The 16,180-nt window shown below is 56.3% G+C and carries 12 protein-coding genes, 1 tRNA gene and 1 pseudogene; all 14 read left to right on the forward strand.

Annotated features, from left to right (window positions below):
* A pseudogene (locus BM317_RS28910) lies at nt 1-396 on the forward strand (elongation factor Tu); the annotation flags it as partial.
* 53 nt (nt 397-449) lie between these two features.
* Nucleotides 450-525, forward strand: a tRNA-Trp gene (locus BM317_RS28915).
* 45 nt (nt 526-570) lie between these two features.
* Complete coding sequence (secE, locus tag BM317_RS28920) at nt 571-939, forward strand: preprotein translocase subunit SecE (protein ID WP_003206102.1); 369 nt, start codon at nt 571-573, stop codon at nt 937-939.
* Nucleotides 940-948: 9 nt separating this feature from the next.
* Nucleotides 949-1,482, forward strand: a complete 534-nt coding sequence (nusG, locus tag BM317_RS28925; protein ID WP_003186097.1) for a transcription termination/antitermination protein NusG — start codon at nt 949-951, stop codon at nt 1,480-1,482.
* 117 nt (nt 1,483-1,599) lie between these two features.
* Nucleotides 1,600-2,031, forward strand: a complete 432-nt coding sequence (rplK, locus tag BM317_RS28930; protein ID WP_003176435.1) for a 50S ribosomal protein L11 — start codon at nt 1,600-1,602, stop codon at nt 2,029-2,031.
* Nucleotides 2,031-2,726 carry a 50S ribosomal protein L1 gene (gene rplA, locus BM317_RS28935; RefSeq protein WP_003186095.1) on the forward strand — a complete coding sequence of 232 codons (696 nt, stop codon included), beginning with the start codon at nt 2,031-2,033 and terminating at the stop codon, nt 2,724-2,726. Before rplK ends, rplA begins: the two co-directional genes overlap by 1 nt.
* A gap of 198 nt (nt 2,727-2,924) precedes the next feature.
* Nucleotides 2,925-3,425, forward strand: coding sequence for a 50S ribosomal protein L10 (rplJ, locus tag BM317_RS28940; RefSeq protein WP_003206099.1), 501 nt, complete (start codon nt 2,925-2,927; stop codon nt 3,423-3,425).
* Between the two features lie 78 nt (nt 3,426-3,503).
* Nucleotides 3,504-3,869: a 50S ribosomal protein L7/L12 gene (gene rplL / locus BM317_RS28945; RefSeq protein ID WP_072412391.1), complete on the forward strand. Its 366-nt coding sequence runs from the start codon at nt 3,504-3,506 to the stop codon at nt 3,867-3,869.
* A gap of 220 nt (nt 3,870-4,089) precedes the next feature.
* Complete coding sequence (gene rpoB, locus BM317_RS28950; RefSeq protein WP_060740392.1) at nt 4,090-8,163, forward strand: DNA-directed RNA polymerase subunit beta; 4,074 nt, start codon at nt 4,090-4,092, stop codon at nt 8,161-8,163.
* Between the two features lie 64 nt (nt 8,164-8,227).
* Nucleotides 8,228-12,427: a DNA-directed RNA polymerase subunit beta' gene (gene rpoC, locus BM317_RS28955; RefSeq protein ID WP_092176802.1), complete on the forward strand. Its 4,200-nt coding sequence runs from the start codon at nt 8,228-8,230 to the stop codon at nt 12,425-12,427.
* Nucleotides 12,428-12,643: 216 nt separating this feature from the next.
* Nucleotides 12,644-13,015 (forward strand): 30S ribosomal protein S12, encoded by a 372-nt coding sequence (rpsL, locus tag BM317_RS28960; RefSeq protein ID WP_003186084.1) that lies wholly within the window; start codon nt 12,644-12,646, stop codon nt 13,013-13,015.
* A gap of 102 nt (nt 13,016-13,117) precedes the next feature.
* Nucleotides 13,118-13,588, forward strand: a complete 471-nt coding sequence (gene rpsG, locus BM317_RS28965; RefSeq protein ID WP_003186074.1) for a 30S ribosomal protein S7 — start codon at nt 13,118-13,120, stop codon at nt 13,586-13,588.
* A gap of 30 nt (nt 13,589-13,618) precedes the next feature.
* On the forward strand, nt 13,619-15,724 hold the full coding sequence (gene fusA, locus BM317_RS28970; protein ID WP_060740393.1) for an elongation factor G: 2,106 nt from the start codon (nt 13,619-13,621) through the stop codon (nt 15,722-15,724).
* A gap of 31 nt (nt 15,725-15,755) precedes the next feature.
* A partial coding sequence (locus BM317_RS28975) for a GTP-binding protein (RefSeq protein ID WP_139236087.1) occupies nt 15,756-16,180 on the forward strand: 425 nt, incomplete at its 3' end.

Below are 16,180 nucleotides of genomic sequence, written 5' to 3' on the forward strand. Positions count from 1 at the left end.
AAGCTGCTCGACGAAGGTCGTGCTGGCGAGAACTGCGGCGTACTGCTGCGCGGCACCAAGCGTGACGACGTTGAGCGTGGCCAGGTTCTGGTCAAGCCAGGCACCGTCAAGCCGCACACCAAGTTCACCGCAGAAGTTTACGTTCTGAGCAAGGAAGAAGGCGGTCGTCACACTCCGTTCTTCAAAGGCTACCGTCCACAGTTCTACTTCCGTACAACTGACGTGACTGGTAACTGCGAGCTGCCAGAGGGCGTTGAAATGGTAATGCCAGGTGACAACATTCAGATGACTGTTACCCTGATCAAGATCATCGCGATGGAAGACGGCCTGCGTTTCGCTATCCGTGAAGGCGGTCGTACCGTCGGCGCCGGCGTCGTAGCCAAAGTCATCGAGTAAACAGTTGTAATGTCTTTTTCGGGCCGGCATAATGGTCGGCCTGATTTTGTTTTAGGTCAGTAGCTCAATTGGCAGAGCGACGGTCTCCAAAACCGTAGGTTGGGGGTTCGATTCCCTCCTGACCTGCCAGATTCACTCAGTGTGTCTGGCTTTCTTTTCACAGGATCTTCATAGATGACTCCTAAAGCTGAAGCTCAAGGCTCTCGCTTCGATCTGCTCAAGTGGCTAGTGGTAGTCGCTTTGGTGGTTATTGGCGTTGTTGGCAATCAGTATTATTCTGCTTCGCCGATCCTGTACCGTGTACTTGCATTGCTCGCCATTGCTGCTGTTGCTGCCTTTGTAGGTCTGCAGACGGCCAAGGGCAAGTCTTTCTTTGTACTCGCTAAGGAAGCTCGCACTGAGATTCGTAAAGTCGTATGGCCGACTCGCCAAGAAACCACGCAGACCACGTTGATCGTTGTGGCTGTTGTTCTGGTAATGGCGTTGCTGTTGTGGGGGCTAGATTCCCTGCTCGGCTGGCTTGTTTCCTTGATTGTTGGCTAAGGGTGTCCCGTGGCTAAGCGTTGGTACGTTGTGCATGCTTACTCGGGTTACGAGAAGCATGTCATGCGCTCGCTGGTAGAGCGCGTAAAGCTGGCTGGCATGGAAGATGGCTTTGGCGAGATTCTGGTCCCCACTGAAGAAGTGGTTGAGATGCGTAATGGCCAGAAGCGCAAAAGTGAACGCAAGTTCTTTCCGGGCTACGTGCTGGTACAGATGGATATGAACGAAGGGACTTGGCACTTGGTCAAGGATACCCCTCGGGTGATGGGTTTCATTGGCGGTACTGCCGACAAGCCTGCGCCGATCACGGATAAGGAGGCAGAAGCGATTCTGCGTCGTGTCGCTGATGGTAGCGACAAGCCGAAGCCGAAGACGTTGTTTGAACCGGGTGAGGTTGTACGTGTCACCGACGGTCCATTCGCTGACTTCAATGGCACGGTTGAAGAAGTTAACTACGAAAAGAGCCGGATCCAAGTGGCAGTGCTCATTTTCGGTCGCTCTACTCCGGTAGAGCTTGAGTTCAGTCAGGTCGAAAAGGTCTGATTGAACAGGCATCCCAACCCCGCAGCCCAAGGCTGTGGGGTTTTGTCGTCACTGGGATAAACGCGCAAGTAACCGGGGAGCCTTTCGAGGCGTTCGAACCCGTAATTGGAGTGCCTCATGGCCAAGAAAATTACCGCTTACATCAAGCTGCAAGTGAAGGCCGCTCAGGCTAACCCAAGCCCACCTGTTGGTCCTGCACTGGGTCAGCACGGCGTGAACATCATGGAATTCTGCAAGGCCTTCAACGCCCGTACTCAGGGTCTTGAGCCAGGTCTGCCGACTCCAGTGATCATCACTGTCTACAGCGACCGCAGCTTCACCTTCGAAACAAAAAGCACCCCAGCTTCGGTTCTGCTGAAGAAGGCTGCAGGTTTGACCAGCGGTTCCGCTCGTCCAAACACCGTTAAGGTTGGCACCGTTACCCGTGCTCAGCTGGAAGAAATCGCGAAAACCAAAAACGCGGATCTGACTGCAGCTGATATGGATGCAGCCGTGCGTACTATCGCCGGTTCTGCTCGTAGCATGGGCCTTAACGTGGAGGGTGTGTAATGGCTAAGCTGACCAAGCGTCAAAAGGCTATCGCCGGCAAAATCGAAGCAGGCAAGGCCTACAACTTTGTAGACGCCGCCGCTCTGCTGGCTGAGCTGTCGACTGTCAAGTTCAGCGAGTCGTTCGACGTTGCTGTAAACCTGGGCGTTGACCCACGTAAATCCGACCAGGTCGTTCGTAGCGCTACCGTGCTGCCACACGGCACTGGCAAGACCGTTCGTGTAGCAGTCTTCACCCAGGGCCCAGCAGCTGAAGCTGCTCTGGCTGCTGGTGCTGATCGCGTCGGTATGGACGATCTGGCTGCCGAAATGAAAGGCGGCGACCTGAACTATGACGTAGTGATCGCATCCCCGGATGCCATGCGCGTTGTAGGCCAGTTGGGTCAGATCCTCGGTCCACGTGGTCTGATGCCTAACCCTAAAGTCGGCACCGTAACGCCAGACGTAGCCACCGCGGTTAAGAACGCCAAGGCTGGTCAGGTTCGTTATCGCACCGACAAAAACGGCATCATCCACACTTCCGTTGGCAAGATCGGCTTCGATGCCGTCAAGCTGAAGGAAAACGTTGAAGCCCTGATCGCTGATCTGAAGCGTATCAAGCCGGCTTCTTCGAAAGGCATCTACGTCAAGCGCGTTACCCTGAGCACCACTATGGGCCCAGGTCTGGTCATCGACCAGAGCTCGCTCGACGCGTAAGACTCAGGTTGGCGCGAGCGATCGCGCCAATCAAAAAATTGGGGTCCCTGCCTGGCGGGGGCTGTCCAAGACCGTAGGCGACGCAAGTCTTAAACCACAAGCCTACGCAGATGGTGCTCCCGGTTCCTTACCGAATCAGACACCAAAACGACATTCGGTTTCGACCGAATGAAACGGTAACAAGCAGGAGTTAAACCCGTGGCAATTAAACTCGAAGACAAGAAGGCCATCGTCGCTGAAGTCAACGAGGCTGCCAAAGCTGCTCTGTCCGCTGTCGTGGCTGATGCCCGTGGCGTAACAGTAGGCGCTATGACCGGACTCCGTAAAGAGGCTCGTGAAGCTGGCGTTTACGTACGTGTTGTACGTAACACCCTGCTCAAGCGCGCTGTTGCTGACACTGAATACAGTGTCCTCAACGACGTGTTCACCGGCCCGACCTTGATCGCGTTCTCCACCCAACATCCTGGTGCTGCTGCCCGTTTGTTCAAGGAATTCGCCAAAGGTCAGGACAAGTTCGAGATTAAGGCAGCTGCGTTCGAGGGCAAGTTCCTCGCAGCTAACCAGATCGACGTACTGGCAACTCTGCCGACCCGTGACGAAGCAATTTCCCAGCTGATGAGCGTGATTCAAGGCGCAACCAGCAAATTGGCTCGTACTCTGGCGGCACTGCGCGACCAGAAAGAAGCTGCCGCAGCCTAAGGCTCGACACTCCTTTTCGCGTTTTTTGTTTATTTCGATGGTCGCGTAGGCCGTCCCCCAATCCAGGAATTTAGAGTCATGTCTATCTCTCAAAACGATATCCTCGAAGCCGTTGGCAACATGTCCGTAATGGAAGTTGTTGAGCTGATCAAAGCTTTCGAAGAAAAGTTCGGTGTTACCGCTGCTGCTGCTTCCGCTGGTCCAGCTGCTGCTGTTGCCGTTGCTGAAGAGCAAACCGAATTCAACGTCATGCTGACCGAAGCTGGCGAGAAGAAAGTAAACGTGATCAAGGCAGTACGTGAACTGACCGGTCTGGGCCTGAAAGAAGCCAAGGCTGTAGTTGACGGCGCTCCTGCCATGGTTCTGGAAGCTGTTGCCAAAGACGCAGCTGACAAAGCCAAGGCCGCTCTGGAAGAAGCAGGCGCTAAAGTCGAGCTGAAGTAAGCATCGACTTTGCGTCTCCAGCCCGAGCGTTAAGCGACAGGCTGATGGCTGGTGGCTCTTGCCACCGGCCTTTTTCCGTTATTGGCAGCCGACTGGGTCGGTGCCGATAGCGAGCTGTAACCACCCGATGTGGTGGCGCAAACCATGGGGTTTGCACGATTTTCTGGCTGCTCCCGTCGGGAGGGGCCAAACAAGCAGGTGACCAAGCTGGGGAACGCTGATGGCTTACTCATATACTGAGAAAAAACGTATCCGCAAGGACTTTAGCAAGTTGCCGGACGTCATGGATGTGCCGTACCTCCTGGCCATCCAGCTGGATTCGTATCGTGAATTCTTGCAAGCGGGAGCGACTAAAGATCAGTTCCGCGACGTGGGCCTGCATGCGGCCTTCAAATCCGTTTTCCCGATCATCAGCTACTCCGGCAATGCTGCGCTGGAGTACGTCGGTTATCGCCTGGGCGAACCGGCATTTGATGTCAAAGAATGCGTATTGCGCGGTGTTACTTACGCCGTACCTTTGCGGGTAAAAGTGCGCCTGATCATTTTCGACAAAGAATCGTCGAACAAAGCGATCAAGGACATCAAAGAGCAAGAAGTCTACATGGGTGAAATCCCCCTGATGACTGAAAACGGTACCTTCGTAATCAACGGTACCGAGCGTGTAATCGTTTCCCAGCTGCACCGTTCCCCGGGCGTGTTCTTCGACCACGACCGTGGCAAGACGCACAGCTCCGGCAAACTGCTTTACTCCGCGCGCATCATTCCTTACCGCGGTTCGTGGCTGGACTTCGAGTTCGACCCGAAAGACTGCGTATTCGTGCGTATCGACCGTCGCCGCAAGCTGCCTGCATCGGTACTGCTGCGTGCGCTCGGCTATACCACTGAAGAAGTGCTGGACGCGTTCTACACCACCAACGTCTTCCACGTGCAAGGTGAAAACCTCAGCCTGGAACTGGTGCCTCAGCGCCTGCGCGGTGAAATCGCTGTCCTCGATATCCAGGATGACAAAGGCAAGGTTATTGTCGAGCAGGGTCGTCGTATCACCGCTCGCCACATCAACCAGCTGGAAAAAGCCGGGATCAAAGAGCTTCAGGTACCGATCGACTACGTCCTGGGTCGCACCACGGCCAAGGTCATCGTGCATCCGGCCACCGGCGAAATCCTTGCAGAGTGCAATACCGAGCTGACCACCGAGATCCTGGCGAAAATCGCCAAGGCCCAGGTCGTTCGTATCGAAACCCTGTACACCAACGACATCGACTGCGGTCCGTTCATCTCCGACACGCTGAAGATCGACTCCACCGGCAACCAACTGGAAGCCCTGGTCGAAATCTACCGCATGATGCGTCCTGGCGAGCCGCCAACCAAGGATGCGGCCGAGACCCTGTTCAACAACCTGTTCTTCAGCCCTGAACGCTATGACCTGTCTGCGGTCGGCCGGATGAAGTTCAACCGTCGTATCGGTCGTACCGAGATCGAAGGTTCGGGCGTGCTGAACAAGGATGACATCGTTGCGGTCCTCAAGACCCTGGTCGACATCCGTAACGGCAAAGGCATCGTCGATGACATCGACCACCTGGGTAACCGTCGTGTTCGCTGTGTAGGCGAGATGGCCGAGAACCAGTTCCGTGTTGGCCTGGTGCGCGTAGAGCGCGCGGTCAAGGAACGTCTGTCGATGGCTGAAAGCGAAGGCCTGATGCCGCAAGACCTGATCAACGCCAAGCCTGTGGCTGCGGCGGTGAAGGAGTTCTTCGGTTCGAGCCAACTGTCCCAGTTCATGGACCAGAACAACCCGCTGTCCGAGATCACCCACAAGCGTCGTGTCTCCGCACTCGGCCCAGGCGGTCTGACCCGTGAGCGTGCAGGCTTCGAAGTTCGTGACGTACACCCGACTCACTACGGTCGTGTCTGCCCGATCGAAACGCCGGAAGGTCCGAACATCGGTCTGATCAACTCCCTGGCCGCCTATGCGCGCACCAACCAGTACGGCTTCCTCGAGAGCCCGTACCGCGTGGTGAAAGACGCCCTGGTTACCGACGAGATCGTGTTCCTGTCCGCCATCGAAGAAGCCGATCACGTGATCGCCCAGGCTTCGGCCACGATGAACGACAAGAAGGTCCTGGTCGACGAGCTGGTAGCTGTTCGTCACCTGAACGAGTTCACCGTCAAGGCGCCGGAAGACGTCACCTTGATGGACGTATCGCCGAAGCAGGTAGTGTCGGTTGCAGCGTCGCTGATCCCGTTCCTCGAGCACGACGACGCCAACCGTGCGTTGATGGGTTCGAACATGCAGCGTCAAGCTGTACCAACGCTGCGTGCCGACAAGCCGCTGGTTGGTACCGGCATGGAGCGTAACGTTGCCCGTGACTCCGGCGTTTGCGTCGTGGCTCGTCGTGGTGGTGTGATCGACTCCGTCGACGCCAGCCGTATCGTGGTTCGTGTTGCCGATGACGAAGTTGAAACCGGCGAAGCCGGTGTCGACATCTACAACCTGACCAAATACACCCGCTCCAACCAGAACACCTGCATCAACCAGCGTCCGCTGGTGAGCAAGGGTGATCGGGTTCAGCGCAGCGACATCATGGCCGACGGTCCGTCCACCGATATGGGTGAACTGGCGTTGGGTCAGAACATGCGCATCGCGTTCATGGCATGGAACGGCTTCAACTTCGAAGACTCCATCTGCCTGTCCGAGCGTGTGGTTCAGGAAGACCGCTTCACCACGATCCACATTCAGGAACTGACCTGTGTGGCCCGTGACACCAAGCTTGGCCCAGAGGAAATCACTGCGGACATCCCGAACGTGGGTGAAGCTGCACTGAACAAGCTGGACGAAGCCGGTATCGTTTATGTAGGTGCTGAAGTAGGCGCAGGCGACATCCTGGTGGGCAAGGTCACTCCGAAAGGCGAGACCCAGCTGACTCCGGAAGAAAAACTGCTGCGTGCCATCTTCGGTGAAAAAGCCAGTGACGTTAAAGACACTTCCCTGCGCGTGCCTACTGGCACCAAAGGTACCGTCATCGACGTACAGGTCTTCACTCGCGACGGCGTTGAGCGTGATGCTCGTGCACTGTCCATCGAGAAGACTCAACTCGACGAGATCCGCAAGGACCTGAACGAAGAGTTCCGTATCGTCGAAGGCGCAACTTTCGAGCGTCTGCGTTCCGCCCTGGTCGGCCACAAAGCCGAAGGTGGCGCCGGCCTGAAGAAAGGTCAGGAAATCACCGACGAAGTCCTCGACGGTCTTGAGCATGGCCAGTGGTTCAAACTGCGCATGGCTGAAGATGCTCTGAACGAGCAGCTCGAGAAGGCCCAGGCCTATATCGTTGATCGCCGCCGTCTGCTGGACGACAAGTTCGAAGACAAGAAGCGCAAACTGCAGCAAGGCGATGACCTGGCTCCAGGCGTGCTGAAAATCGTCAAGGTTTACCTGGCAATCCGTCGTCGCATCCAGCCGGGCGACAAGATGGCCGGTCGTCACGGTAACAAGGGTGTGGTCTCCGTGATCATGCCGGTTGAAGACATGCCGCACGATGCCAATGGCACCCCGGTCGATGTGGTCCTCAACCCGTTGGGCGTACCTTCGCGTATGAACGTTGGTCAGATCCTTGAAACCCACTTGGGCCTCGCGGCCAAGGGCTTGGGCGAGAAGATCAACCGGATGATCGAAGAGCAGCGCAAGGTCGCGGACCTGCGTAAGTTCCTGCACGAGATCTACAACGAGATCGGCGGACGCAACGAAGAGCTGGACACTTTCTCCGACCAGGAAATCCTGGATCTGGCGAAGAACCTGCGCGGCGGCGTTCCAATGGCTACTCCGGTGTTCGACGGTGCCAAGGAAAGCGAAATCAAGGCCATGCTGAAACTGGCAGACCTGCCGGAAAGCGGCCAGATGCAGCTGTTCGACGGCCGTACCGGCAACAAGTTCGAGCGCCCGGTTACCGTTGGCTACATGTACATGCTGAAGCTGAACCACTTGGTAGACGACAAGATGCACGCTCGTTCTACCGGTTCTTACAGCCTGGTTACCCAGCAGCCGCTGGGTGGTAAGGCGCAGTTCGGTGGTCAGCGTTTCGGGGAGATGGAGGTCTGGGCACTGGAAGCGTACGGTGCTGCATACACTCTGCAAGAAATGCTCACAGTGAAGTCGGACGATGTGAACGGCCGGACCAAGATGTACAAAAACATCGTGGACGGCGATCACCGTATGGAGCCGGGCATGCCCGAGTCTTTCAACGTGTTGATCAAGGAAATTCGTTCCCTCGGCATCGATATCGATCTGGAAACCGAATAACACGTGACGCGAATCGAGAGCGGGGCTGTTTTGCCCGCTCTCTGCTCCGCCAGGAGGAAAGGCCTTGAAAGACCTACTGAATTTGCTGAAAAACCAGGGTCAAGTCGAAGAGTTCGACGCCATCCGTATTGGATTGGCCTCGCCTGAGATGATCCGTTCGTGGTCGTTCGGTGAAGTTAAAAAGCCGGAAACCATCAACTACCGTACGTTCAAACCTGAGCGTGACGGCCTGTTCTGCGCCAAGATCTTTGGCCCGGTCAAGGATTACGAGTGCCTGTGCGGTAAGTACAAGCGCTTGAAGCACCGTGGTGTGATCTGCGAGAAGTGCGGCGTTGAAGTTGCGCTGGCAAAAGTTCGTCGTGAGCGCATGGCGCACATCGAGCTGGCCTCGCCGGTTGCCCACATCTGGTTCCTGAAATCGCTGCCGTCCCGTATCGGCCTGCTGATGGACATGACCCTGCGTGATATCGAACGCGTTCTCTACTTCGAGAGCTACGTCGTTATCGATCCAGGCATGACCACCCTTGAAAAAGGTCAGTTGCTCAACGATGAGCAGTACTTCGAAGCGCTGGAAGAGTTCGGCGACGATTTCGATGCCCGCATGGGTGCCGAAGCTGTCCGCGAACTGCTGCACGCTATCGACCTGGAGCACGAGATTGGCCGCCTGCGCGAAGAAATTCCGCAAACCAACTCCGAAACCAAGATCAAGAAGCTGTCCAAGCGTCTGAAGTTGATGGAAGCCTTCCAGGGTTCCGGCAACCTGCCAGAGTGGATGGTGCTGACCGTTCTGCCGGTACTGCCGCCAGACCTGCGTCCACTGGTTCCGCTCGATGGCGGTCGTTTCGCGACTTCCGACCTCAACGACTTGTATCGTCGAGTGATCAACCGTAACAACCGCTTGAAGCGCCTGCTTGATCTGTCCGCTCCGGACATCATCGTGCGTAACGAAAAGCGTATGTTGCAGGAAGCTGTCGATGCACTGCTCGACAACGGTCGTCGTGGTCGCGCTATCACCGGTTCCAACAAGCGTCCTCTGAAATCCCTGGCTGACATGATCAAGGGTAAGCAGGGTCGTTTCCGTCAGAACTTGCTCGGTAAGCGTGTTGACTACTCCGGTCGTTCGGTTATTACCGTAGGCCCGACCCTGCGTCTGCACCAGTGCGGTCTGCCTAAGAAAATGGCCTTGGAACTGTTCAAGCCGTTCATTTTCGGCAAGCTGGAAATGCGTGGTCTCGCTACCACCATCAAAGCGGCCAAGAAAATGGTCGAGCGCGAGCTGCCAGAGGTCTGGGACGTTCTCGCCGAAGTGATTCGCGAACACCCAGTATTGCTCAACCGTGCACCGACCCTTCACCGTCTGGGTATCCAGGCGTTTGAACCGGTACTGATCGAAGGTAAGGCTATCCAGCTGCACCCGCTGGTCTGTGCTGCGTACAACGCCGACTTCGACGGCGACCAAATGGCCGTGCACGTGCCGCTGACGCTGGAAGCCCAGCTCGAAGCGCGCGCGTTGATGATGTCGACTAACAACATCCTGTCGCCAGCCAACGGTGAGCCAATCATCGTTCCGTCGCAGGACGTTGTATTGGGTCTGTACTACATGACTCGCGAAGCGATCAACGCCAAGGGCGAAGGTCGTGTGTTCGCGGATCTGCAGGAAGTTGACCGTGTGTTCCGTGCCGGCGAAGCCGCACTGCATGCCAAGGTCAAGGTGCGGATCAACGAAACCGTGAACGACCGTGATGGCGGCAGCGTGACCAACACCCGTATCGTCGACACCACCGTCGGCCGTGCGCTGTTGTTCCAGGTTGTGCCAAAAGGCCTGTCCTTCGATGTCGTCAACCTGCCGATGAAGAAAAAGGCGATCTCCAAGCTGATCAACCAGTGCTACCGCGTGGTTGGTCTGAAAGAGACCGTGATCTTCGCTGACCAGTTGATGTACACCGGTTTTGCCTATTCGACCATTTCCGGCGTTTCCATCGGCGTTAACGACTTCGTTATCCCGGATGAAAAAGCCCGCATCATCGGTGCTGCCACCGAAGAAGTGAAAGAGATCGAAAGCCAGTACGCCTCCGGCCTGGTAACCCAGGGCGAGAAGTACAACAAGGTGATCGACCTCTGGTCCAAGGCGAACGACGAAGTATCCAAGGCGATGATGGCCAACCTCTCGAAAGAGAAGGTCATCGACCGTCATGGCAACGAAGTCGACCAGGAATCGTTCAACTCGATGTACATGATGGCCGACTCGGGCGCACGGGGTTCTGCTGCGCAGATCCGTCAGCTCGCCGGTATGCGTGGCCTGATGGCCAAGCCGGACGGCTCCATCATCGAGACCCCGATTACTGCGAACTTCCGTGAAGGCTTGAGCGTACTCCAGTACTTCATCTCCACTCACGGTGCTCGTAAGGGTCTTGCGGATACCGCGTTGAAAACCGCGAACTCCGGTTACCTGACTCGTCGTCTGGTAGACGTTGCCCAGGATCTGGTCGTGACCGAGATCGATTGCGGCACAGAACATGGCCTGGTCATGACGCCGCACATTGAAGGCGGTGACGTTGTAGAGCCGTTGGGTGAACGCGTATTGGGTCGTGTCATCGCCCGTGACGTATTCAAGCCGGGTACCGAGGACGTGATCGTTCCTGCTGGCACCTTGGTAGACGAGAAGTGGGTCGAGTTCATCGAACTCAACAGCATCGACGAAGTGATCGTACGTTCGCCGATCAGCTGCGAAACCCGCTATGGCATCTGCGCCAAGTGCTACGGTCGCGACCTGGCTCGTGGTCATCAGGTGAACATCGGTGAGTCGGTCGGCGTTATCGCGGCCCAGTCCATCGGTGAGCCGGGTACACAGCTGACGATGCGTACGTTCCACATCGGTGGTGCGGCAAGCCGGACCTCCGCGGCTGACAGCGTCCAGGTGAAGAATGGCGGTACTGTCCGCCTGCACAACCTCAAGCACGTAGAGCGCGTGGACGGTCACCTGGTTGCGGTATCCCGCTCCGGTGAGCTGGCCATCGCTGACGACTTCGGTCGCGAGCGCGAGCGCTACAAGCTGCCGTACGGTGCTGTGATTTCGGTCAAGGAAGGTGACAAGGTCGACGCTGGCGCCATTGTGGCCAAGTGGGACCCGCACACCCACCCGATCGTGACCGAGATGAAAGGTACCGTGACCTACGTGGGCATGGAAGAAGGCATCACGATCAAGCGTCAGACCGACGAATTGACCGGTATGACCAACATTGAAGTGCTCGATCCAAAGGATCGTCCAGCTGCCGGCAAGGATATCCGTCCGGCCGTGAAGATGGTCGACGACAACGGCAAGGATCTGTTGCTGCCAGGCACTGACGTAATCGCTCAGTACTTCCTGCCAGCCAACGCCCTGGTCGGTGTTGCGGACGGTGCGCGGATCGCGATCGGTGATGTTATCGCCCGTATCCCGCAGGAAACTTCGAAAACCCGCGACATCACCGGTGGTCTGCCGCGTGTTGCCGACTTGTTCGAAGCCCGTCGTCCGAAAGAAGCCTCGATTCTGGCTGAAGTCAGCGGCACCATCGCGTTCGGTAAAGAGACCAAGGGCAAGCGCCGCCTGGTCATTACACCGAACGACGGTAGCGATCCGTACGAAGAGCTGATTCCGAAGTGGCGTCACCTGAACGTCTTCGAAGGCGAACAGGTAAACCGCGGCGAAGTTATCTCGGACGGTCCGAGCGATCCACACGATATCCTGCGTCTGCTGGGTGTGAGTGCGCTGGCCAAGTACATCGTGAACGAGATCCAGGACGTTTACCGTCTGCAAGGCGTGAAGATCAACGACAAGCACATCGAGACCATCCTGCGTCAGATGCTGCGTAAGGTCGAGATCGCTGAATCTGGCGACTCGAGTTTCATCAAGGGCGACCAGATGGAACTGACTCACGTACTGGTGGAAAACGAGCGCCTGGCGACCGAAGACAAGTTTGTCTCCAAGTTCACTCGCGTGCTGCTGGGTATCACCAAGGCGTCGTTGTCCACCGAATCGTTCATCTCGGCGGCTTCCTTCCAGGAAACCACCCGTGTACTGACCGAAGCGGCGGTAACCGGCAAGCGCGATTATCTGCGCGGCCTGAAAGAAAACGTGGTCGTGGGTCGTCTGATCCCGGCCGGTACCGGTTTGGCCTATCACAGCGAGCGCAAGCGTCGCCGTGATGCCGACAAGCCGTTGCGCGTAAGCGCCAGTGAAGTGGAAGCTGCACTGACCGAAGCGCTGAACTCGAGTGGTAACTGAGTTCTGCGGTAATTGAGTGCCAGGCCCTGGTCGCTCCGTTCGGCGGATCGAGACAAATTGTCGAGATCCGGCGGGCGGGGAGGTCGGGGCCTTGCCTTGACTGGGGACAAGATCCTCTTTAGACTCTTGATCCCCTAAATTTGGCGGGAATTCGTTCCTGCCATTTTGCTTTTCTTGTAAGACAATAGCGTCGCAAGACAACAGTGGAGCTAGTAGATGGCAACTATCAACCAGCTGGTACGTCAGCCGCGTAAGCGTATCGTCGAGAAATCCGACGTGCCTGCGCTGCAGAACTGCCCGCAACGTCGTGGCGTATGCACCCGTGTGTATACCACCACGCCGAAAAAACCTAACTCGGCACTGCGTAAAGTATGCCGTGTGCGTCTGACCAACGGTTTCGAGGTTTCCTCGTACATCGGCGGTGAAGGCCACAACCTGCAAGAGCACAGCGTGGTCCTGATCCGCGGCGGTCGTGTAAAAGACTTGCCAGGTGTTCGTTACCACACCGTTCGCGGCTCTTTGGATACTTCCGGCGTTAAAGGTCGTAACCAAGGTCGTTCGAAGTACGGTACCAAGCGTCCGAAATAATCGGCCGTTTAGCAGTTTTTAATTTTATTGAGTCGATAAGAGTAAGGTCGGGCACGCATCCGCTGTCCCGGGCTAACCTGAAGACCGTTTGAGGGCTTATCAATGCCAAGACGTCGCGTAGCAGCCAAACGTGAGATTCTGGACGATCCGAAATACGGAAGCCAGATTCTCGCCAAGTTCATGAACCACGTAATGGAAAGCGGCAAGAAAGCCGTTGCCGAGCGTATCGTTTATGGCGCACTGGACAAAGTTAAGGAACGCAAGAACAGCGATCCCCTGGAAATCTTCGAGAAAGCTCTCGACGCCATCGCTCCGCTGGTCGAAGTGAAGTCGCGCCGTGTAGGCGGTGCTACTTACCAGGTTCCGGTCGAAGTTCGTCCGTCCCGTCGTAACGCCCTGGCAATGCGCTGGCTGGTAGACTTCGCCCGCAAGCGCGGCGAGAAGTCCATGGCTCTGCGTTTGGCTGGTGAACTGTTGGACGCTGCTGAAGGTAAAGGTGCTGCAGTTAAGAAGCGTGAAGACGTGCACCGTATGGCTGAAGCCAACAAGGCTTTCTCGCACTACCGCTTCTAATTTTAGCGTCACTCAATTTGCGAGGGCTTTATGGCTCGTACTACACCGATTAACCGCTACCGTAACATCGGTATCGTTGCTCACGTGGATGCTGGTAAAACCACCACCACCGAGCGCGTCCTTTTTTACACCGGCAAGAGTCACAAAATGGGCGAGGTGCATGATGGCGCCGCGACCACAGACTGGATGGTGCAGGAGCAGGAGCGTGGTATTACCATTACTTCTGCTGCTATCACCGCCTTCTGGAAAGGTTCCGAGAAGCAGTACCCGCACGAGCACCGCTTCAACGTTATCGATACCCCGGGCCACGTAGACTTCACCATCGAAGTTGAACGTTCCCTGCGCGTACTCGACGGCGCTGTCGTTGTGTTCTGTGGTACTTCGGGTGTTGAGCCTCAGTCGGAAACCGTATGGCGTCAGGCCAACAAATACGGCGTTCCACGTCTTGTTTATGTAAACAAGATGGACCGTGCTGGTGCCAACTTCCTGCGCGTGATCGCTCAGATCAAGCAGCGCCTGGGTCACACTCCGGTGCCGATCCAGCTGGCTATCGGTTCCGAAGACAACTTCCAGGGTCAGATCGATCTGATCAACATGCAAGCTGTCTACTGGAACGATTCCGACAAGGGCATGGTCCCTGTTCGCAAGGACATTCCTGCCGAACTGTTGGAAGAAGCCGAGCAATGGCGCAGCAACATGGTTGAGGCTGCGGCCGAAGCCAGCGAAGAGCTGATGAACAAGTACCTCGAAGGTGAAGAGCTCACCAACGAGGAAATCAAGGCCGCTCTGCGTCAGCGTACTATCGCTGGTGAGATCGTTCTGGCTGTTTGCGGTTCTTCCTTCAAGAACAAGGGTGTTCCCCTGGTTCTCGACGCCGTTATCGACTTCCTGCCTGCTCCAACCGACATTCCTGCTATCAAGGGTTCCAACCCGGATAACGAGGAAGAGGAAATGGAGCGTCACGCAAGTGACGACGAGCCGTTCGCGGCTTTGGCGTTCAAGATCGCTACCGACCCATTCGTGGGTACCTTGACCTTTGTTCGAGTTTACTCGGGCGTGTTGGCCTCCGGCGACGGCGTGATCAACTCGGTAAAAGGCAAGAAAGAGCGTGTGGGTCGTATGGTGCAGATGCACGCAAACGCCCGTGAAGAAATCAAGGAAGTGCGCGCTGGCGACATCGCGGCCTTGATCGGCATGAAGGACGTCACCACCGGTGAAACTTTGTGCAACGCTGACAAGCCAATCATCCTGGTTCGCATGGACTTCCCGGAGCCGGTTATTTCGGTTGCCGTTGAGCCTAAGACCAAGGACGACCAGGAAAAAATGGGTATCGCTCTGGGCAAGCTTGCTCAGGAAGACCCGTCTTTCCGCGTCAAGACCGATGAAGAGACTGGTCAAACGATCATCTCCGGCATGGGTGAGTTGCACCTGGACATCCTGGTTGACCGGATGCGCCGTGAGTTCAACGTCGAAGCCAACATTGGTAAGCCTCAGGTTTCCTATCGTGAGCGCATCACGAAGAGCTGTGAAATCGAAGGCAAGTTCGTTCGCCAATCCGGTGGTCGTGGCCAGTTCGGTCACTGCTGGATCCGTTTTGCACCGGCTGACGAAGGTCAGGAAGGTCTGCAATTCCTGAACGAAGTCGTAGGTGGTGTGGTTCCTAAGGAATACATCCCGGCGATCCAGAAGGGTATCGAAGAGCAGATGAAGAACGGCGTTGTCGCCGGGTATCCGCTGATCGGCCTGAAGGCGACTGTGTTCGATGGTTCTTACCATGACGTCGACTCCAACGAGATGGCGTTTAAGGTGGCTGCCTCCATGGCAACCAAGCAGCTGGCCCAGAAGGGTGGCGGTGAGTTGCTTGAGCCGATCATGGCGGTGGAAGTCGTTACGCCTGAAGACTACATGGGTGATGTCATGGGCGACCTTAACCGTCGTCGTGGCATGATTCTGGGTATGGAAGATACGGTTTCCGGCAAAGTGATTCGTGCCGAGGTGCCGTTGGGCGAGATGTTCGGTTACGCAACCGACGTTCGTTCCATGTCTCAGGGTCGCGCAAGCTACTCTATGGAATTCAAAAAATACAATACAGCTCCGTCGCATATCGTCGAGACTGTTACCAAAAAGCAAGGCTGATTCAGCCCCTTTAAGCTAGGAGTTAATTGTCGTGGCTAAAGAAAAATTTGAACGGAACAAACCGCACGTCAACGTTGGCACCATCGGTCACGTTGACCACGGTAAAACCACGCTGACCGCTGCTCTGACCCGTGTCTGCTCCGAAGTTTTCGGTTCGGCCAAGGTTGACTTCGACAAGATCGACAGCGCCCCGGAAGAGAAAGCTCGTGGTATCACCATCAACACCGCTCACGTTGAATACGATTCGGCCGTGCGTCACTACGCACACGTTGACTGCCCAGGTCACGCCGACTACGTAAAAAACATGATCACCGGTGCTGCCCAGATGGACGGCGCGATCCTGGTTTGCTCGGCCGCTGATGGTCCGATGCCACAAACCCGTGAGCACATCCTGCTGTCCCGTCAGGTAGGCGTTCCGTACATCGTTGTCTTCCTGAACAAGGCTGACATGGTTGA

Origin of the sequence: Pseudomonas sp. NFACC24-1 (genome assembly GCF_900115235.1) — a bacterium.
GTDB classification, from domain to species: domain Bacteria; phylum Pseudomonadota; class Gammaproteobacteria; order Pseudomonadales; family Pseudomonadaceae; genus Aquipseudomonas; species Aquipseudomonas fluorescens_AA.